21 protein-coding genes are annotated in these 20,055 nt (G+C 46.2%); 17 read left to right on the plus strand and 4 right to left on the minus strand.

The window, feature by feature from the left end; translation table 11 throughout:
- Positions 1 to 92 precede the first annotated feature (92 nt).
- Positions 93 to 2,801 (plus strand): cell division protein ZapA, encoded by a 2,709-nt coding sequence (locus tag NZ043_RS18135; protein WP_091032776.1) that lies wholly within the window; start codon positions 93 to 95, stop codon positions 2,799 to 2,801.
- Between the two features lie 104 nt (positions 2,802 to 2,905).
- On the opposite strand, the gene NZ043_RS18140 is transcribed toward NZ043_RS18135, so the two are convergent.
- Both NZ043_RS18140 and NZ043_RS18145 read right to left on the minus strand, forming a co-directional pair.
- Positions 2,906 to 3,298 (minus strand): cytochrome C oxidase subunit II, encoded by a 393-nt coding sequence (locus NZ043_RS18140; protein WP_091032773.1) that lies wholly within the window; start codon positions 3,296 to 3,298, stop codon positions 2,906 to 2,908.
- Positions 3,299 to 3,518: 220 nt separating this feature from the next.
- Positions 3,519 to 3,878, minus strand: a complete 360-nt coding sequence (locus NZ043_RS18145; RefSeq protein ID WP_017689637.1) for a phage holin family protein — start codon at positions 3,876 to 3,878, stop codon at positions 3,519 to 3,521.
- Between the two features lie 187 nt (positions 3,879 to 4,065).
- On the opposite strand from NZ043_RS18145, the gene NZ043_RS18150 reads away from it, so the two are divergent.
- From NZ043_RS18150 to NZ043_RS18165, 4 genes are all read left to right on the plus strand, one after another.
- Positions 4,066 to 6,432, plus strand: a complete 2,367-nt coding sequence (locus NZ043_RS18150; protein ID WP_091032771.1) for an endonuclease MutS2 — start codon at positions 4,066 to 4,068, stop codon at positions 6,430 to 6,432.
- Between the two features lie 50 nt (positions 6,433 to 6,482).
- Complete coding sequence (locus NZ043_RS18155) at positions 6,483 to 6,923, plus strand: DUF350 domain-containing protein (protein WP_082219034.1); 441 nt, start codon at positions 6,483 to 6,485, stop codon at positions 6,921 to 6,923.
- A 119-nt stretch (positions 6,924 to 7,042) separates the two neighbouring features.
- A complete protein-coding gene (locus tag NZ043_RS18160) occupies positions 7,043 to 7,609 on the plus strand; it encodes a hypothetical protein (RefSeq protein ID WP_133384124.1) in 567 nt (188 codons plus the stop codon).
- 130 nt (positions 7,610 to 7,739) lie between these two features.
- Complete coding sequence (locus NZ043_RS18165; protein WP_091032766.1) at positions 7,740 to 8,954, plus strand: MFS transporter; 1,215 nt, start codon at positions 7,740 to 7,742, stop codon at positions 8,952 to 8,954.
- Between the two features lie 95 nt (positions 8,955 to 9,049).
- On the opposite strand, the gene NZ043_RS18170 is transcribed toward NZ043_RS18165, so the two are convergent.
- Complete coding sequence (locus tag NZ043_RS18170) at positions 9,050 to 10,270, minus strand: FAD-dependent oxidoreductase (RefSeq protein ID WP_133384125.1); 1,221 nt, start codon at positions 10,268 to 10,270, stop codon at positions 9,050 to 9,052.
- A gap of 97 nt (positions 10,271 to 10,367) precedes the next feature.
- On the opposite strand from NZ043_RS18170, the gene NZ043_RS18175 reads away from it, so the two are divergent.
- From NZ043_RS18175 to NZ043_RS18205, 7 genes are all read left to right on the plus strand, one after another.
- On the plus strand, positions 10,368 to 10,601 hold the full coding sequence (locus NZ043_RS18175) for a hypothetical protein (RefSeq protein WP_091032761.1): 234 nt from the start codon (positions 10,368 to 10,370) through the stop codon (positions 10,599 to 10,601).
- Between the two features lie 45 nt (positions 10,602 to 10,646).
- Positions 10,647 to 11,042, plus strand: a complete 396-nt coding sequence (locus tag NZ043_RS18180) for a spore coat protein (RefSeq protein ID WP_091032758.1) — start codon at positions 10,647 to 10,649, stop codon at positions 11,040 to 11,042.
- A 160-nt stretch (positions 11,043 to 11,202) separates the two neighbouring features.
- Positions 11,203 to 11,703, plus strand: a complete 501-nt coding sequence (locus tag NZ043_RS18185) for an Lrp/AsnC family transcriptional regulator (protein ID WP_024628343.1) — start codon at positions 11,203 to 11,205, stop codon at positions 11,701 to 11,703.
- 13 nt (positions 11,704 to 11,716) lie between these two features.
- Positions 11,717 to 12,925 carry an aminotransferase class I/II-fold pyridoxal phosphate-dependent enzyme gene (locus NZ043_RS18190; RefSeq protein ID WP_133384126.1) on the plus strand — a complete coding sequence of 403 codons (1,209 nt, stop codon included), beginning with the start codon at positions 11,717 to 11,719 and terminating at the stop codon, positions 12,923 to 12,925.
- 144 nt (positions 12,926 to 13,069) lie between these two features.
- Complete coding sequence (locus NZ043_RS18195) at positions 13,070 to 13,336, plus strand: aspartyl-phosphate phosphatase Spo0E family protein (protein WP_062833452.1); 267 nt, start codon at positions 13,070 to 13,072, stop codon at positions 13,334 to 13,336.
- Positions 13,337 to 13,504: 168 nt separating this feature from the next.
- The gene (locus NZ043_RS18200; RefSeq protein WP_017689626.1) at positions 13,505 to 14,056 is read left to right on the plus strand and encodes a hypothetical protein; all 552 of its coding nucleotides are present in this window, start codon (positions 13,505 to 13,507) and stop codon (positions 14,054 to 14,056) included.
- A gap of 37 nt (positions 14,057 to 14,093) precedes the next feature.
- Positions 14,094 to 14,636, plus strand: coding sequence for a bifunctional adenosylcobinamide kinase/adenosylcobinamide-phosphate guanylyltransferase (locus NZ043_RS18205; RefSeq protein ID WP_017689625.1), 543 nt, complete (start codon positions 14,094 to 14,096; stop codon positions 14,634 to 14,636).
- Between the two features lie 85 nt (positions 14,637 to 14,721).
- Here NZ043_RS18205 and NZ043_RS18210 read toward each other — a convergent pair whose 3' ends face one another.
- Entirely contained in the window at positions 14,722 to 15,333 is a 612-nt protein-coding gene (locus NZ043_RS18210; protein ID WP_091014720.1) for a DedA family protein, read from the minus strand.
- Positions 15,334 to 15,481: 148 nt separating this feature from the next.
- Between NZ043_RS18210 and NZ043_RS18215 the strand changes: the two genes are divergently transcribed.
- The 5 genes from NZ043_RS18215 (at position 15,482) to NZ043_RS18235 (ending at position 20,029) form a co-directional block, all read left to right on the plus strand.
- On the plus strand, positions 15,482 to 16,057 hold the full coding sequence (locus NZ043_RS18215; RefSeq protein ID WP_124113702.1) for a cob(I)yrinic acid a,c-diamide adenosyltransferase: 576 nt from the start codon (positions 15,482 to 15,484) through the stop codon (positions 16,055 to 16,057).
- Positions 16,054 to 17,037: an RluA family pseudouridine synthase gene (locus NZ043_RS18220; RefSeq protein WP_133384127.1), complete on the plus strand. Its 984-nt coding sequence runs from the start codon at positions 16,054 to 16,056 to the stop codon at positions 17,035 to 17,037. Before NZ043_RS18215 ends, NZ043_RS18220 begins: the two co-directional genes overlap by 4 nt.
- Positions 17,038 to 17,465: 428 nt before the next feature.
- Positions 17,466 to 17,831, plus strand: coding sequence for an arsenate reductase family protein (locus tag NZ043_RS18225; protein WP_133384128.1), 366 nt, complete (start codon positions 17,466 to 17,468; stop codon positions 17,829 to 17,831).
- A gap of 192 nt (positions 17,832 to 18,023) precedes the next feature.
- Positions 18,024 to 18,917 carry a 5'-3' exonuclease H3TH domain-containing protein gene (locus NZ043_RS18230; RefSeq protein WP_253507003.1) on the plus strand — a complete coding sequence of 298 codons (894 nt, stop codon included), beginning with the start codon at positions 18,024 to 18,026 and terminating at the stop codon, positions 18,915 to 18,917.
- Positions 18,914 to 20,029, plus strand: a complete 1,116-nt coding sequence (locus NZ043_RS18235; protein WP_133384130.1) for a phosphodiester glycosidase family protein — start codon at positions 18,914 to 18,916, stop codon at positions 20,027 to 20,029. The genes NZ043_RS18230 and NZ043_RS18235 overlap by 4 nt, the downstream gene beginning before the upstream one ends.
- Positions 20,030 to 20,055: the final 26 nt, after the last annotated feature.

Here is a 20,055-nt window from a genome sequence, read left to right on the forward strand (position 1 = left end):
GTCACATCGAATCCTTAGCATTAGAGGATCGATGTGACTTTTTTGTGATTACAGCTTAGAATCAACATACAGACTTGAAGGAGGGCACAACTGTGACTACACCTGATCGTACACGCGTCACCGTAGAGATCTACGGGACTTCCTATAAACTGGTTGGCAGCAGTGCCGACTATATGAAACAAGTAGCTAACCTGGTAGATGAGCGTATGGGCGCAATCTCCAAGCAAAATTCCCGTCTGGATACTCCGCGTATTGCGGTACTGGCGGCTGTACATATGGCTGAACAGTCTCTTCAGACTCAGGAAATCCGTAATGAACTGAAGATGCTTACTGGAGAACGTACAGAACTGAGAAACGAATTGAATCGGTTAAACGCCATACAAAATGAACATCAACAAGAATTGGAACGGCGTGACCAGGCTCTTGCTGATTTGCAAAAGCTGAAGATTGAAGCAGAGCAGGCGTTGCAAAAGTCCGAATTGGACAAAAATTCAGAGATAGCCAAGTTGAATACGCTGCTGGAGCAAGAACGCGCTCAAGCAACGGAGCGAGTGCAGAAATTGCAGGCCCAAGCGACGGCACAACTGAAGGAAGCAGAAGCCAAGGGAACGAAACAGCTGAAGGAAATGGAAGAGAAAGCGGCTAACCAGCTTAAAAATGCACAGGCACAGGCTGCTTCCCAGCTCAAAGAAGCTCAGAACCGTTCTGCAGCCGAATTGCAGCAGGCGCAGGCCAAAGCTGCGGCGCAATATAAAGAGCTGCAGGACAAGACTGCAGCTCAATTAAAAGAAGCCGAAAGCCGTGCCGTTGCAGAACGTCAACAGATTGAAGCCAAAGCTGCGCAGCAGGTTCAGACAGCCAAGGAAGAAGCCGAGTCGGCCATTTTGTCCGAGTTGGAGCAGGCAGAGAGCAATCTGAAGAAAGCTCAGGAAGAAGCAGCGCTACAGTATAACGAACTTCAGCAACAGATGGAACTTCGTCTTCAACAGGCTGAAGAAAAAGCGCTGCAACAGACACAAGAGCTCACGGATCAGGCGAATCAGGAACGGGCTGACTTGCAGGCACAAGCGGAGCAGAAGCGCCTGACTGAGATAAATCAGTTGAATGCGGAGTTTAAGGCGTTATCCGAGCAGTTGGAACTCGAATGGATGGAGAAAGAAGCGGCCCTCGAGGAACAATTACAGCAAGTCAAGGAAGCAGCAGCGTCCCAGGCGAAAGAAGCCGAAGCGGCGGCAGAGGCCTTATTGCAAGAAGAACAGGGCAAGCTCAAGCAGCAACTTGAGGAACAACGTAAACAGGCGGAGACTCGACTATTAGATGTCGAAGAGCAATTAGAAGAAGTGATGACCCAGCTCATCAGTGCACAGGACATGGTTGCTGAACAAGAACAGCAACTTCAGCACGAGCGTGGTCAATTGGAATCGTTACGTCATGAGCATGGGGTCCGTAAACAGGAGCAGGAAGTTCAGACTCGCCGAATCACGGAACTGGAGCAACAACTGGAGCAGTTGAAAGAGGACCGTTCCCAGTTGCAGGAGCTTCTGCGTGAAACGGAACAGGCTGCCCAGCAATCCCGTGATTCACAGGAACAATGGAAGCAGAAGTATAATGAAACTGTGGATAGAGAAACCTCTCTCACAGCACAGCTACGCAAACTTCAGGAGCAACATGCACAGCTTGAACAGGAAGTTCAAAAGCTTCGTGAGGCTGAAGTGAAGTCGGAAGAGGAACAGCGTAGGTTGCATAAGGTGCTTGAACAGGCTCATGCCGCGGTGCGTACATTGCAGAATGAGATCGGCACGCTTACGGAACGTGAGCAGTCCTGGAAGGACCTTGCTGAGCAGCGATTGGCTGAGATCGGGGACCTGGAGAATCAGATTCTTGAAGTTGCTGAACAAAATGAAACGTTGGAGTCTGGTGTGCAATCCCTTCATGATGAATTGTCCGTGGTGAAGGAAGAGTCTCGTTTCAACCATGAAGAGGCTGTGCAATACCAGAAGGATGCAGAGCTTTTGGAAGAGAAACGCAATCAGCTTGAAGTTGAGCTAAATGTTGTTCGGGAAGAGCTGAACCGACTTCAGGATAACTATAAACAAATCCGTAATGATTACAGTGATGCATTACAACGGGAAGAGAATTATAGTTCCAAGCTGGATGAATTGAGCAAGGAGAAACAAGAGATTGTGAGCGCACTTGAAGAAGCGAGACAGTCTTCAGCTAAACTTTCCGAGCGCTACTCGGAGCAAGAGAGCCGGCTAGCCCAGACTGAGGAAGAAGCGTTGGAGTGGCAGATCAAATACGAAGAACTGTCAGCCAAACAGACCGAGTTGGCATCCCGTCTGGAGCAGTTGACAAGACGTGAAGAAGAACTTCGCTCAAGCGTTGAACAAGCAGAGCAGAACGATCAGGTATGGCAACGCCGTGCAGATGAATGGGCGGCTCAGGAACAATCCTGGCAGGAACGCTGGGCTGCACTTGAGAATGAACTGACGGTTTGGAAGAGAGAAAGTGCGGCAAGTAGTGAGTTGCTGGAGGGACTGGAGCAAGAACGACAGCAGCTGGACAAGTTACGTGCAGAAGCGACCCAAGAGAAAGAGATCATGGAAACGGAACTGCTTGAGATGGGGGAGCGTTACGAACTAGCGGCCAATCAATTACGTTTGTTACAGGTTGAACGTGAAATGGAGCAGGAGAAGGCAGAGCAGCTGAACACGGAATATCGTCAGTTGCATGATGAATATACGAAATTGCAGACGGAATATAACGAATGGATTGAATTGATTGAACAGGACCAGACCTAGCGTAATGAATGTAGCAGAACTGGCTCGTGGGCAACGTACTCTGGTACAATTTGTTATACTAAAGAAGGAGCTCCCGTCGCTGCGGGGGCTCCTTGTCTTGAATACTATTCTTCAACGATAATTTTGGAGATCATGCTGCTGTGTCCTGAACCACAGAAGACGGAACAGGACATTTCAAACTCACCAACTTTGTCCGGGGTTATGACTTTGGAGCTATTTCTGGTATCCAGTTGAAGATTCAGCTCAGGCACAAGGATACCGTGATTTCCGTTTTCATTTTCATAAACAATGTTGACTGGAACGCCTTTTTTAAGATGGTACTCATGTTGATCGAATTCATAGTTACTCGCCTTGATGACCAATTCTTCACTGGCTGTAACTCCAGCATCAGCATCGGATCCATTGCTGCCAGATTCTGCGGACTGTTTCGCTCCTCCACATGCAGTGAGGACCAGAATTAACATACAGGCAGCAAGCCATGTTATGCCTTTCTTCATCATGTGCCTCCTTAAAGCGTGATTTGGATAAAATTTGAATGATTGCTCCAGTCATCATACCGCAATATGTGGATGCCTGTACACGCTGCGTATGTCGTTTTTTTGAAAATTGAACGTGTACGGCAGAGCGTGCGTACTGCCCGAATGAAATAAACCCCTTCCGGCACAGGGCCTTCAGAGGTTTAGGAGAATTCATGGGGACGTTAAGGTGAAGTGGAGATTAACTTTTGGAGCTTCGTCCGGCATCAAAAGGGGTGGATACCGGGATGAAGAGATCGATAATCCCGATGACCAGCGCAGCGAGAATGGCACCGAGCAGGCTGACTTCAACATGATCTACAACATATTGACCAAGCCAAATCACCAGTGCGCTAACGATAAATCCGACAATACCGCGACCAAACGGGTTGACTCTTTTGCCGAAGATACCTTCAACGATCCAGCCGAGCAGGGCAATGACGAGAGCAAGCAACAGGGCGCTCCAGAAGCCACCAACGGCGAATCCGGGAACGATCCAGCTAACCACCATTAATACAATTGCAGCGATGATAAATCGCACGACATGTCCCAGAAAATTCATGGTGTTTACCTCCTTTTATTCGGATTGAACTGAGCAGGGCAACTCCAAGGGGATGGAGAGGTTGCACAGTCCTGACACCTGTAGTTTGTGGTGCTATGGTTGAAGTTATGTGTGGAAGGATTCGTTAAATAGCGTAAGAAAGTTTCTTTCGTTATAATACAGATATAGTTTGGAAGGAGTTGTACACTTGGACACGAAAATTTTACACACACTGGAATATCGCAAAATTTTAAATACATTGCTTAGCTTTGCTCAGACAACCATGGGAAAAAAGAAAGCGGAGCAACTTGAACCAAGCAGTGAACTTGAAGAAGTGAAACGGTTGCTGCAGCAAACTGATGAAGCCTTCACATTTGATCGTCTAAAAGGCTCACCGTCGTTTGGAGGAATTGTAGATATTACGGCTTCCATCAAACGTGCTGAAATTGGAGGCACACTTAACCCTCACGAACTTTTGGGAATATCCAATACAACCTTTGCGGCGCGGCGATTGAAACGTCAGATTGGTACTTTGCATGAAGATGAGCCCATCGAATCTTTGTTCTATATCAGTGATCAACTGTCAGAGCAAAAAACGCTTGAGGATGCCATCAAAATCTGTATTGACGATAATGCAGAGGTTGCCGACAGTGCAAGCGTAACGTTGGCGCAGATTCGTCGTGAACTGCGAGGCGGAGAAGCGCGGATTCGCGAAAAACTGGATTCCATGATTCGATCCTCTACCGTATCCAAGATGCTTCAGGATCAGCTCATCACCATCAGAGGAGACCGTTTTGTTATCCCGGTGAAAGCTGAATATCGTTCGTACTTTGGCGGGATTGTGCACGATCAATCTGGTTCGGGTGCGACATTGTTCATTGAGCCGGAATCCATTGTTGCAATGAACAACAAATTACGCGAAACCCGGATTCGGGAAGAACGCGAAATAGAAATTATTTTGCAGAAATTGACAGCACTTGTCAGTGAGCAGGGAGAGTGGCTGTTGTATGATGTCGACTTGCTGGGATCACTTGATTTTATCTTTGCCAAAGCACGTCTGGCTCGTGAACTGAAAGCAACATTGCCTCGCATGAATGACCGCGGATTCATCAAACTTAAAAAAGGTCGGCATCCGCTGATTGCGATCGAAAACGTGGTTCCAATCGATATTGAGCTGGGCAATGATTACACATCCATTATCGTGACAGGTCCGAATACGGGTGGTAAGACGGTAACACTCAAAACGATTGGATTGCTGAGCCTGATGGCTATGTCCGGTTTATTTGTTCCGGCTGAGGATGGCAGTCAGTTATGTGTATTTGATGCGATCTATGCAGACATTGGGGACGAGCAGAGTATCGAGCAGAATCTGAGTACTTTCTCCAGTCATATGACCAACATCATTCGCATTCTGAAAAACATGACGCCGAAAAGTTTGGTATTGCTCGATGAACTTGGAGCAGGGACAGACCCGGCTGAAGGTTCTGCACTGGCGATCTCCATGCTGGAGCATATGCACCGGACGGGATGTCGCATGGTTGCAACAACTCACTACAGTGAACTGAAAGCATACGCATATGAGCGTAAAGGTGTCATTAATGCCAGCATGGAATTTGACATCAACACACTGAGCCCGACCTATCGCCTTCTGGTGGGTGTGCCTGGACGAAGTAATGCATTTGCCATTGCAGAGCGACTGGGACTGCCGGGTTACATTCTCGACTACGCCCGTGGCGAAGTGAAGGAAGAGGATCAACGGATTGAGCACATGATTGCTTCTCTTGAAGAGAACCGTCTTACGGCTGAACAAGAGCGTGAGAAGGCAGAGAGTTTGCGCCAGGATATGGAGAAATTACGCAGTCGTCATCAGACCGAACTGGAGAAGCTGGAACAGCAGCGTGATCGCCGGATTGAAAAAGCAGAAGAAGATGCACGCAGCATTGTGGAAAAGGCTCGCGCGGAAGCGGAGAAGATTATAGCAGATCTTCGCCTGTTGGCTATGGAAGAAGGTGCTTCCGTGAAGGAGCACAAACTCATTGCTGCCCGCAAACAGCTGGACGAGGCAGAACCGGAGAAACGCCGGAAAACGGTCAAGAAGACGGCAACCACGCCGAAGACTCGTGCCATCGGTCCTGGTGATGAAGTGCTTGTCTACAGTTTGAATCAAAAAGGCCATGTTGTAGAGATGGCGGGCAGCAAAGACGCTATGGTACAACTGGGGATTATGAAAATGAAAGTATCCCTGGATGACCTGGAACTGCAGCAGTCGGCTCCCGCAGCCAAACCGAAACAAAAACCGGTAACAGGTATGAAACGTACACGTGATGACAATGTGAAAAGTGAATTGGATCTGCGTGGTACCAACCTGGAAGAAGCCCTGATGGAGACAGATCGGTTCATTGATGAAGCTTTCCTTGCCAACCTGGGCCAAGTTTATATTATTCACGGTAAAGGTACAGGAATTTTACGTTCCGGTATTCAGGATTACCTGCGTAAGCATAAACATATTAAAAGCTACCGGCTGGGCAATTACGGAGAAGGCGGGAACGGTGTGACCGTCGCAGAATTGGAATAGCCGGTCCATGAATCAATGATATTCTGCGACCTTATTCATGAAGGTCGCAGATGGGGAGAGGGGAACGGTGCGTGATAGAAAGCATTGACCAATTGCTATCTCATCCCTTGGGGATGGTACTCGGTTTTTTCTCGGTAGCGATTATGGAGCTGCTTGTATTTCTGGCTTGCTTCGAACTGGTGACTAAGTATAAATGCTGGACTGAGATCAAGAAGGGCAATGTGGCCGTTGCGATGGCTACAGGAGGTAAGATCTTCGGGATCTGCAACGTATTGCGGTTCTGCATACAAGCAAAATCTTCGGTATATGAAGCCATGACGTGGTCGTTTGTAGGGTTTATCCTTCTGCTCATTGCCTATTTTTTGTTCGAATTCCTGACACCCGTGTTCTCCATTGATAAGGAGATCGAATCGGATAACCGAGCTGTCGGATTGATATCCATGATTATTTCAGTCTCGCTGTCGTTTGTTATTGGCGCGAGCATTATCTAGGGGGACCGGTCATGAAGATATTGATACGGATTCTGTTTGCGGCATCGATCGTGTTTTTTGCCATCGGTGTGATCTATGTAATGAATACATGATGATTTAAAGAGAGAGGTTGATTCAATATGGAAACAACAATATGCCCTTGGTGTCACACGGAAATTGTATGGGATGAGGAACTCGGTCCTGAAGAAGAGTGTCCATACTGCCACAATGAATTAAAGGGATATCGAACGCTCAACATTAACATCGGTGATGAAGAGAACGATGAAGCTGAGGACGACATCTATGATGTGGATGATGTAAAGGATGAGGAGCAGACTACGGATCTTTCAGATCTGTGGGGGGATGAAGTTGAACTCAAATTGCCGGAATTGCGAACGTTGACCAAATATGCGGATGAAGGTAATGACCTCATTCAGTATGAACAAGGTGTCCAGAAGCAACTTGATCATCAGGAAGAAGTGCCTGAGTGCCCGAATTGCCGGGAATTCATGATTCTCGCAGGTACGCAAGCTACAACGCAGGATAACTTCATGCCAGTTGCTAACGCAGCTTCAGGCGAAGGATCACTATTGTCACCACCGTTTAAAGTATTGACCTATGTATGTTCGGGATGTTTCCAAGTTCAATACAGTCTGTCTGAGGAAGATCGTCTGCGTCTGATCAAGAACCTGAGTACGCAGGAATAAACATTTCGGAAGATTCTAACCAATTTCATAGCAATCCTGAAGATTCATCATGTTTTCCTCTTGCTTGGGGCACGTTAACCCTAAGACCTACCTGTACACAATTCACTTCAGGTGGATGAAGGAGGAGCAGATGAAGATTACTTTAGGCCGACAATCCATTCTGCTTTTGGGCGTGAATGGATTGTTTGCGTTAGCCGGAGCGTTGTCGGGAACCTTTTTGAATGTGTTTCTGTGGAAAAGCCGTCCGGATTATGCCATGTTGGGGTGGTTCACTCTCAGCCAGCAACTGGCCATTGGACTGACATTCTGGCTTGCTGGCAAATGGGTCAAGGAACACAATAAAATGAGTGCACTACGATTAGGTACTGCGCTGTCCGGCATATTTTATATGATAGTCCTCTGGGCTGGTTCCAAAGCTGTAGACTGGATATGGCCTCTGGGTATACTACTGGGTTGTTCCCTGGGGCTATTCTGGATCGCATTTAATGTTGTGTATTTTGAAATAACGGATCGGGAAAACAGGGATCTATTCAATGGCTGGGTTGGGTTACTTGGTTCGATGACCGGAATTATAGGTCCATGGTTCTCTGGTCTGATTATTACTCGCATGACAGACAACACAGGATATCGGCTCATCTTCACGGTATCACTCGTTATTTATGTCATAGCGGTAGTTTTCAGTTTTTTTCTAAAAAAAAGAAAGGTGAGCGGTACATACCGCTGGTCAGAACCTTGGATACAGCTATCCAAGCGGGATAGTCCCTGGAGGACCTTAGGCTTGGGGTTATTCGCTCAGGGTGCCCGTGAAGGTGTCTTTGCCTTCCTGATTGCACTGCTTGTATATTTGGCTACCGCACAGGAGTACAAATTGGGGCAGTTCTCACTCATCACTTCAGCTGTGGCACTAGTAAGTTATTGGGCAGCTGGGAAATGGTTCAAACCACAGTATAGATCAAAAGGCATGTTCATCGGAGCCCTCATTCTGCTCGTTGTGCTTCTTCCTCTTCTCTGGAAAGTGACCTATGGAACGCTGTTAATCATGGGGATTGGGAGTGCTGTTGCGATGCCGTTATATGTACTACCGATGATATCAGCGGGATTCGACATGATGGGCACAAGTGGCGAAAATGTGGAGAAAAGGGTTGAACTTGTCGTTTTGAGAGAGTTATGCCTGATGCTTGGCAGACTATGTGGGTTGGTCATATTTATTGTGACAGTCTTAAATGCTCCGTCTCTACGCATGTTAACCTGGCTTATTATTGTCCTCGGTGCTTCTCCGCTAATTGGATGGATCTTTATGCGCAAGTTATTGAACCAAACGGAAGGGCAAGAGCCCTCGGCTTAGCAGGCTTCCCAATATATAGACAGGGTACAGCGGCGGGAAAAGAGAACTTTCCGTGTGCTGTACCCTGTTTGTAGTTGTATTGGTTCAGTTGTTGGTTATACAGGAGATGGTTTACTTGTACGTGTGAGAGAGAACAGATCCATATCAGGGTTTTGTTTGCCCGTAATGGCATCCACAATTAAGGAAGCAGCAATCATACTGTATACGGTCCCGTTACCTCCATACCCTTCTACAAAGTACGAATTCGGATAGTCTGGGTGTGGACCGATTAACGGAAGACCATCATGGGTGCTTCCAAAGACAGCCTCCCAAGCGTAATCGACTTCGAGATCAGGTAATGGGAAATACTCGGCAATCTTTTGTAACAAAATCTCACCTTTATGAACCGCCTTGATCGCCCGTTGTTCTTCTCGAGGACGATTCTCATCAAGTCCACCTGCAATAATTCTTCCGTCTGGAGTTGTGCGCATATATAGATAAGGTCGTTCGGTCTCCCATATCATGCATTGCTTGTACCAGCTGCTGAGATCCTGTAGTGGCTTGGTAGCGATAGCATAGGTGCTTTGAAGGTATGCGCCTCTGTCCTTTTTAATTTCTTGTGTTTCATAGCCTGTTGAGAAAATAACATGTTTGGCACGTACAGTGCCATGAGGTGTGTAACATAGGACACCATTTTCATCATAATCACAATGGGTGAATTCACTATGAGCATAGACTCTTGCTCCTTGACGTGAGGCTGAGTGGAATAGTGAGTGAACCAAACGATACGGATTAACCTCAGCATCCCCGCTTGTGTATAATGCAGCACGTTTGCTGAACGGGAATAGTGCACTAATTTTTTCCTGATCCCACAGCTCCACATCAAATCCATAATGTTTCAGGTTACGATATTCTTCCTCTAGCAACGATACATCTTCCTCGTGACTGGCACAATAGAGACTTGTGCGAGGCACAAACCAAGGATCTATCTCAAGCTTCGATGAAATTTTTTCGAGATGGTGCATGGCATCCCGGCATAATTCGTAGAATCGAACACCACGTTCTTCTCCAAATGTCTGGATACAAGAGGTGAGCGTTTTGTCATTCGTATATTGGAGCAGGCCCGTATTTGCCATACTACTGCCATAACCGATATCTCTTTTGTCAATAACAACGGTGTCAATCCCCTGATCCGTCAAAAGCTTAGCAGACAACGCGCCTCCCATTCCACCACCGATGATTAGACAATCACAGGACAGGTTTTCTTGCAAAACAGGATAATGGGGATGGGAAGCAAAGGTAGTTGGCCAAAATGTTTTTCCGTTAATAAGTTCCATAATTGATCACCTCTGTTGAATATAGTTGAAGTATACTTTTTCAGGTTAGGGTAACAATAAATTCGCAATAACTTTAGATTAAGGAGGTCAAATATACATGCAAAACTCACAAATGCAAGCACTGAGCCCCAAGGAACTGAACTATATTGCGGATTCAATTTCCAATGAGGAAATGTTAATCAAACAATGTGCAGCTACAGCCTCCATCACACATAATCCGCAAATTCAACAGGCGCTGAATCATTATGTTCGCTCACATGAGCAGCATCTGAATACTCTTGTCAATACGTTACAGCAACATCAATCTCTTGCACCAGCGCAATCACAGTAAAGTTCAAAACATGACAAGTTATTTCAATGTATAGGAGGAAAATACGTGTACACTCAATCTTTGTCATCTGGTGGAAATTTTATGCAGGAGCAGGATCTGCTGAAGTCGATTCTTGCAGATTTAAGACGAACCTCGCGCGAATACACAACTGCGACAACTGAAGCTTCTTGCCCCATGACACGTCGAATGTTCACAGACTTAACGAACGATACCCTAAGATTACAAGGGGAACTGTTCAATCTGATGCAGCAAAACAACATGTATTCGGTGTCGTCCAAAGCACTTCGTCAGGATGTGGACAAGCAAATCCAGTCTGCACACCAGACCCAACAGAAGTGTCAGCAATTCATCCAGGAAAAGAATTCGCAGAACAGTTCATATAGCCAAGCTCCTAATGTGCCTCAGCATCAACCGAATAACGGTAACCCTTATTACATGTAACCTTTGTAAAAGAGGTTTGAAGCACCTAACGTTAAAGGACCATACCACCGCTTGCCTGAATTCAGGGCAGGCGGTCTTTTGTCTATGCATCAACGTCAAATTCATGTAATATAAGTATTAATTCATTTTCAGGAACCTGGATGATGCTGGAGGGAAAACCATGAAAGATTTGAACGATCTGCAATTAAAAGTTCTGGATCTGCTGAAGGAAGACGCGAGAAGGACTCCCGCACTGCTGTCGACGCTGCTGGGGGAGTCGGAAGACAAGATCAAGAACGCCGTGGCACAGCTAGAACAAGACCACGTCATCGTAAAATACGCAACCGTCGTGAACTGGAGCAAAATAGATGATGAGAAAGTAACGGCCCTGATTGAGGTGCAGATCACGCCGGAGCGTGGTCGTGGCTTTGAAGGGATTGCCGAACGCATTTATCTCTATCCGCAAGTGAAGTCCGTATATCTCATGTCTGGTGCATACGATCTGCTCGTTGAAGTGGAAGGTGGCAACCTGCGTGAAGTCGCTAATTTTGTGTCAGAGAAACTGTCTCCGATAGACTCTGTACTTTCAACCAAAACGAATTTTATTCTTAAAAAATATAAGCAGGACGGGATTATTTTTGAAGACCATCAGGAAGACAACCGTCTCATGATCTCGCCGTAAAGGAAGATGTGTCATGATAGTGAATGAACAGACAACCGGGAACAACAAGAAAATGACATCTTATCTGGCACCCCTCGTGCAGCAGATACCTCCATCCGGAATTCGTAAATTTTTTGATCTGGTTGGAGACAACAAGGATATTATCACATTGGGTGTGGGTGAACCTGATTTTGTTACACCTTGGCATATGCGTGAAGCTTGTGTATACTCGCTGGAAAGAGGTATGACCAGTTACACATCCAACGCAGGTATGCCGAAGTTGAGAGAAGCCATCAGTGAATATCTGGATACTCAGTTTGATACCAAATACGATCCCAAGGATGAGATTATTGTTACCGTGGGTGGCAGTGAAGCGATTGACTTGGCTTTGCGAGCATTAATCGTACCTGGCGACGAGATTCTCATTCCTGAACCTTCGTACGTGGCTTATTCACCCATCGCTTCAATCGGTGGCGGTATACCGATTGGTGTTGAAACCTACGCGAAAGATCAGTTCAAGTTAACGGCCGAAGCACTTGAAGCTGGCATCACGCCGAAGTCGAAAGTGGTTATCCTGTGTTATCCGAGTAATCCCACTGGAGCCATCATGACGTATGAAGAGTGGCTGCCTATTGCTGAAGTGATTAAAAAGCATGATCTGATTGTGATCGCGGATGAAATTTACGCTGAATTGACGTATACGCAAAAACATGTTAGCTTTGCAGCTATCCCTGACATGAAGGAGCGGACCATTCTCGTAAGCGGATTTTCGAAGGCTTTTGCAATGACAGGTTGGCGGATCGGTTACATGTGTGGTCATCCTGAGCTTATTGCAGCCATGCTCAAAATCCATCAGTATACGGTAATGTGTGCGCCGGCCATGGGTCAGGTTGCTGCACTTGAGGCGTTGACAAATGGTTTGGGTGAGAAAGATCGGATGGTAGAATCGTATAATCAGCGTAGACGTTTAATTGTGCAGGGCTTCAGGGATATTGGACTTGATTGTCATGAACCTCAGGGAGCATTCTATGCATTCCCAAGCATTCAAAAGACGGGTATGAGTTCCGACCTGTTTGCTGAACGATTGTTAACGGAGAATAAAGTGGCTGCTGTTCCGGGCAATGTTTTTGGTCCTCAGGGTGAAGGCTTCTTGCGTTGTTCTTATGCTACTTCCGTAACCCAATTAAATGAAGCTTTGGAACGAATCGGAAACTTTGTTTACAAACTGCAAAAAGAGGGTTAATACTAAAGTAGAATCTATTTACAAATGTGACATTGTTATCTTTGGAAAAAAAATAACTTTCTTTTACAAAATAATGTGATATAATTTCAATTTGAAATAAGTTTTCATAAATTTGGAAACCATTTTTCCAAGGAGGGGTTAGCTTTGTTTTGTGTTGAATATGATTTACCGACGAATCGTGGGCACTATCTGGCAGAAGGCGATCATGGCGACCGATGGTCGGTGAAACCCGATAACGCATCTTTGCATGACATTTCCTTGGAAGATGAAATTCATATGCTTCGTCGCAAGATGGAACAGATCTTCCTCGAAGAGAAATCATTCACATCCGATATTGTAATTGAAATCAGCAGTTTGCTTGATTTAAAGATTAACGAATATATGAAGGCTAACCCGATTAAAGGAAAATAACGTTTATGCTGGAGCGAAACGTTTCATTAATCGAATTAGAAAGGGAGACCTGAGAGGGTCTTCTTTTTTTGTATGTAAAGGCAGGGTGATCCCCCGATAAGCCAGGTTATTTTTTTGCGTGGAACAATTGTGATATATTGGACATAGGAGACTAAAGGGGGAACTGGAATGAAGAGATTTTGGGGGCTTACTGCAATCATTTCTATCGTTTTTCTGCTTGCTGGTTGTGGAGGTAAAGATGGTTTTTCCATATTCATCATTGATAACCAAGGAAATCCATCTGTAATCTCAGAGCAGTTACAGGCCAATCTGCAACAGAAACTGGGCGAGGAACCCAAGGTGGAAGTGATTACCAGTGCAATGTATGATGTTCAGAAAATTATGGTAGAATATGCGGCTGGAGGACATGATATCTTCATTTTGCCTGAGTCCGACATGAAACAATACGGAAGTAATGGCTCCAATGTTCCGCTGGATGATACTTTTGATCCCAAGAAGTTTGAACGGGGTGTATTTGAGGGAGGAGTATTGGTAGAGAAGGGTGAAGGAGATGGAGGTTCAGATCTCAAGCAAGAATCACATCTTTATGGCATTCCACTCGAAGATATGAAAATGTTTAAAGATGTAGAATATGCTGCGAGCAATTTGTTCGCCACCATTCCAGTGTCATCTTCCAATGTCGAAGAATCCAAAAAAGTGCTGAAGGCGCTGACAGAGTAAAGAAAATTCAGAATGGCTATGGAAGGAGGGAAGCGGATTGCTGATTACGGTCACAGGCGGCATAGGTAGTGGTAAAACCCGGTTTGCCCTCAAGTACGCAGCCGGGATTAGCCGGGAGGGTGTATATTTATCCACTGGTGATCATGATCCCGTTATTCCCGAATTGCCATCCGCTCATTATCGTGCCATTCATGCCGGGAACGGTCAGCATCTGACAGAGGTGATCACCCAGATTAATCGGGAATCCAATCTGTTTTTGGCGGATCAGCGAATTGTAATTGTAGACAGTCTGACCTCCTGGATGGCTGCCGGTTTCAGGGCAACAGAGGATCTGGATCATCAGCGTTCAGAGACACAGCTTTTGCTTGATGCTTTATTGTCTTATCAGGGGAAGTTGCTTGTGATTACCAATGAAATGCATGGCACATTGCATCCTACCGAGGAAGAACGAATATTTACAGCGAGAATGGCTTCGGTTAATCGGATGCTGCAGATACATGCTGAAAAGATGTACTTGCTGGTATCTGGTCTGGCTATCGATCTTAAGAGTCAGGGCATGCGAAATGAAGATGAACGATAGCGAGATGACATAAACGGGTGACATAAAGAAGCCTCCTTAACCACGAATTGGTGGCGAGGAGGCTTTATTTATTAAGTTATCCTTTTTATTTCTGCTTTTTGCTACGTCTGATCCACCAGATGATACATCCGATGACAATGATGGCCAGAATGACGTACACTACAATGGAATAGACGTCCATGAAGTGCAAAATACTCTCCCATGATGCGCCAAGAGCAGCACCAACGCAGACCAGAATGACATTCCAGATCAATGTACCAATGGTTGTAAAGAGAAGGAATAAACCAAATTTCATATTGGACATGCCTGCGGGAATGGAGATTAGACTACGGACGAGGGGAACCATTCGGCAGAACAATACGGTCCACATGCCATATTTGTCAAACCATGCATCGACACGGTGAATATCCTCTTTTTTGATGCGCAGAACATGTCCCCAGCGTTCCACAATTTTCTCAAGGCGTTCGACGTCAATGAGTAGACCAATACCATACAGGAGAACAGCACCAAGGACAGAACCAATGGTTGCGGCGATAATAACTCCTGGAAGAGTGAGACTGGTATAGGTGGTCATGAATCCGCCAAACGGCAGAATGATTTCGGATGGAATCGGGGGAAATACGTTCTCAAGAGCAATAATGAGTGCAATGCCTATGTAGCCGTATTGTTCCATGAAATCGGTTATCCAGTTTTGCATAATCGTCTCCTTTACTTTTGGTTTCCTTCGATTTGTCGTATACTCGGCAGAGCACACCAATTCTTATATACGTGTAAAGCGATAGACGGGTTTCTGAAAAAATGGCATTCCCGTATTCATTATTATATTACCAATTGGAGGGATAACGATGGGCATATATACACGAACAGGTGACGAAGGGCAGACTTCGGTCATTGGTGGACGCGTCATCAAGGATGATGATCGGGTTGAGGCTTATGGCACGATTGATGAATTGAACTGTTTTGTAGGCCAGGCGATCAGCCTTATTGACTCTGCTCAAGGGAAATTTGAAGATCTGCGTGAGCATCTTCTGGAAGTTCAGCAGGAACTGTTTGATTGTGGGTCGGATCTGGCCTTTGTGAAGATTAGTGAGACCAAATATAAGGTGAGAGATGAAATGGTCACACGTCTGGAACAATGGATCGACCAGTATGATGCAGAGAATCCAAAAGTGGAACGATTCATTATTCCTGGTGGCAGTCAGCTGTCTTCTGCTCTTCATGTGTGCCGTACTGTATGTCGTCGCGCAGAGCGTCGCACGGTAACACTTGGACAACATACAGATATTAATCCGTCTGTACGACGGTATCTAAATCGACTGTCTGATTACTTCTTCGTGGTTGCACGGACGGCCAACGCGAGACAACAGGTGGCGGATATTGAATATGTGCGGAGCAAAAAAGTCTTCCGCCGCAAAGAATGAGCCAATATTATTCGCCGATTGTCTACACGGTGACCGAACAAGAAGATGGCTGGCTGCTGAAGACCGTGCTTCAGCGCCGGTTGCTGGTGTCGCGTAAGCTTTTGTCTAAAATTAAGCTGACTGAACAAGGTGTCATGCTAAATGGAGAGCGCGTTTATATTAGCGTCAAGGTGGCTGCGGGTGATGTCGTTGAAGTTCGGATGGAGCAAGAGGAATCGGATGATATTTTGCCTGAACCTATTCCATTTACCGTTCTGTATGAAGATGAGCACTTGCTTATTGTTAACAAGGACGCGGGCATCATCGTTCATCCGACACATGGACATTACACGGGTACTTTGGCAAATGGCGTTGTTCATTATTGGAAATCCAAGGGCGAGCGCTTCCGGTTCAGACCGATTCATCGACTTGATCAGGAAACGTCAGGAGTGCTGGCGATAGCCAAGAATCCTTATGTCCATCAGCATGTCTCTGAACAGATGATTGCAGGGACAGTGGATAAGAAATATATTGCACTTGTGCACGGCAGCCCTGTCCCGGAACAGGGCGCAGTGGATGGCCCGATTGATCGTGATCCTGAAGAGCCGCACCGCCGAATCGTTACACCTGATGGCTACGCTGCAAGAACGTTGTACACGACCTTAACACGTTGGGCAGAAGGCAGCGCCAGTGCAGTAAGTCTTAAGCTGGAAAGTGGCAGAACCCATCAGATCAGGGTACATATGACGTCCATCGGCTGTCCATTAATCGGTGATCGAATGTACAAGACACTACCTATGCATGAGATCGATGAGCAGACCATGGCTGTTCGAGAAGAACGGGACAGCTGGATCGGACGCCAGGCCTTACACGCCTGTGAGTTGACGTTTGAACATCCGATTCTACAGGAACGAATAACGTTCCAGGCTCCTTTTCCAGCAGATATGGCCGCGCTGGAGCAGCGTTTGAATGATGAGGCAGCTCCCAGAGAAGAACTGTAGGAAGCTGCGACGGGACTCTTAGATTTCCTTAGATACGCCCTCTGTGTAGTAGGTGTCGTAGCTTTCTGTACGGCAAGCCTTGGTTGAGGTCAACGCTGGTGGGCTATTCCATGTGAGGGGGGCTTAATGCACCCGAACAACATGCCGTAGGCTAATCTTACGGTTTCATGGTTTAATGTATTGATGTTTACCAATTTCATGTTAAATATTTCAAAAATTCAAATCTCAAAAGCTTTTAAGGATATAAAAGCTGTAAGATTTTGACCCAAAAAATATAGCGAATGTGTGTTTTGATCTCATTCGCAAAAGTCAGTAAAATTACATGGCGATGGTATCGATTTGGAGCGACTTTTGGATTTGCGAAGCAAACCAAGGGAAGCGAGAAGTCGAAACCGGAGCCACACCGGAGCCACAGGAGGAACACATACATGAGCAACTTAAAAGTATATCAATATGCCAAATGCGGCACATGCCGCAAAGCTGTGAAATGGCTTGAAGCTCAAGGACATGAGCTGGAGTTAATCCCTATTTTTGACACACCGCCATCAGAAGCTGAACTAACAGAACTCATCCAAAAGAGCGGACTGGAAGTGAAGAAGTTCTTTAATACGAGCGGGGAAGTGTACAAAGAACAACAACTGAAGGACAAGCTGCCAGGCATGTCCGCTGATGAACAGATTCGTTTGTTGGCTTCCAATGGTCGTCTGATCAAACGTCCAATCGTTACGGATGGAGAAAAGGTGACGGTTGGATTCAAGGAAGAAACGTACGAGCAGGAATGGAATAACGCGTAAAATAGATTTTTGGTGGGATCGGTCATTCGATGATTGTTATGATTGTCGAATGAACTAACACTTAATGGGCTCTGAATGTTCAAAAATTCAGGGCTTTTTTGGCTGAACGATGGTTGGCGGAACTATGCTATAATGATAGAATTAGTTTCGATATTTTATATGCTAGATTTAGATAGGAGAGAACAAATTCAAGTGAATCAACGTAATGAACCTACTTTGTTGCTGGTAGACGGTATGGCGGTGTTGTTCCGTGCTTTTTATGCGACATCTGCAAGCGGATATATCAGACGTACAAAGGCAGGAGTGCCTACCAACGCAGTCTACGGATTTATCCGTTATTTCTGGGATGCGGTTCAGACTTTTGGGCCAAGTCATGTCGTATGTTGTTGGGATATGGGCGGTAAGACGTTCCGCGGTGAAGAATATGCAGCCTACAAAGGCAACCGGGCCGAAGCTCCGGATGACCTGATTCCCCAGTTTGCCCTGATTCGTGAAGTCATGGATAGCCTGGGTATTCCGAACATAGGTGCACAAGGTTTCGAAGCCGACGATTGCATCGGGACGCTTGCGAAGTATTATACCGAAGAGACCGATATGAATGTTATGGTACTGACGGGTGACCACGACATGTTGCAACTGATCAATGACCGCACAAGTATCATTATTATGAAAAAAGGCCATGGCAACTACATGGTGTACAACCCTGAAACGCTCATGGCAGAGAAACAACTGACACCACGTCAAGTGATTGACATGAAGGGTCTGATGGGAGATGCCAGCGACAATTATCCGGGAGTACGGGGAATTGGTGAGAAAACAGCGTTGAAGCTTGTACAGGAATACGGCTCCATTGAAGGGATTTTGAGCAACATGGATAAACTGACCCCTTCGGTGCGTAACAAGATTGAGAATGATCTGGACATGCTTCATCTGTCCCGCAAACTGGCAGAGATTCATTGTGCTGTTCCGGTTGCCTGTGCGCTGGATATCTGTGAATTGCGTCTTGATCCGGATATGGTGATGGACAAGTTTGAACAACTTGAGATGAAGAGCCTTGGCTCTTGGATGGGAGTGGCAATAGGGTGAGCAACAAGCAGAACGTACGAACAGGCAAAAAGTGGTGGACAGGGGCTATGGCCCTCGTCCTGGCCTTGCCCGTAATTCTTTCGGGAGCAGTAAGTGCGCCACAGACAGTGGATGCCAAAGCAGCAATTAGCACCAAAGTACAGAAAGTAAAAGCAGCAGGACGTAATTTTACCGTACAGACCGTTTCGATTCCGAAGGGGACACCGGTTACTGTGGGACTCGCGAAGAAGCAAGTTGGCCAGACAGCAACATTACCATCAATTGTGAAAGCCTATGGTGCACAAGCAGCCATTAACGGAGCATTTTTTGAAGCATACAACGGAGCACCAGATCCATACGGCATGTTAATAGCAAATGGTAAGGTCATACATATTGGAAGATACGGAACATCCATTGGATTTAAGGAAGACGGCTCGGCGATCATGGATTCACTTCAGGTGAGTTTGACAGGTAAAGTAACGGATACAAAAGGTAAATCACGGAGTTGGTATGCAACCTTTATTAATCGAACACCTTCAGCGAACGCGAGCATAACAATGCTGTATACGCCTGAACGAGGTGCCACAGTCGGGTTCAAAGGTGGCACTGCGGTTGTCATGGAGAAAGGTATCGTGACCAAAAAAGTGCCCAATACAAATGTAGCGATTCCTAAGAATGGCTCGGTATTGGTCTTCACAGGCAACCAGAAGTCTTCTTCGGATCGTTTCACCGTTGGTTCGACCGTAGAAATGAATTATAAGTATACGAACGCAGCAGGCAAAGAGATCCCTTGGCAAGATGTAGTGACTGCTGTTGGGGCAGGACCCCGTCTGGTGAAAGACGGCAAGGTAGCTGTAAATCCGACGAGCGAAGGTTTCAAGGATGCCAAGATTCTTAATGCTTCCGGAGCCAGAAGTGGTATTGCGATCATGGCGGATGGTTCCGTAATGCTGGCTACTGTTTCCGGAGCAACAATCAAGGAGTGGGCAGCGGTGATGCAGAAGCTTGGTGCCAAACAGGCCATGAATCTGGATGGCGGTGCTTCCTCGGGTATGTATGCCGGGGGAAAAATGCTGACTTCTCCAGGCCGGCTCTTGAGTAATACACTCGTATTTGGCGGCTCTGTGCGTTAAAAGAAAGTGATTATGGGAGGTATGAT

It is taken from the genome of Paenibacillus sp. FSL k6-2145 (assembly GCF_037976585.1).
In the GTDB taxonomy this organism is placed as follows: Bacteria; Bacillota; Bacilli; order Paenibacillales; family Paenibacillaceae; genus Paenibacillus.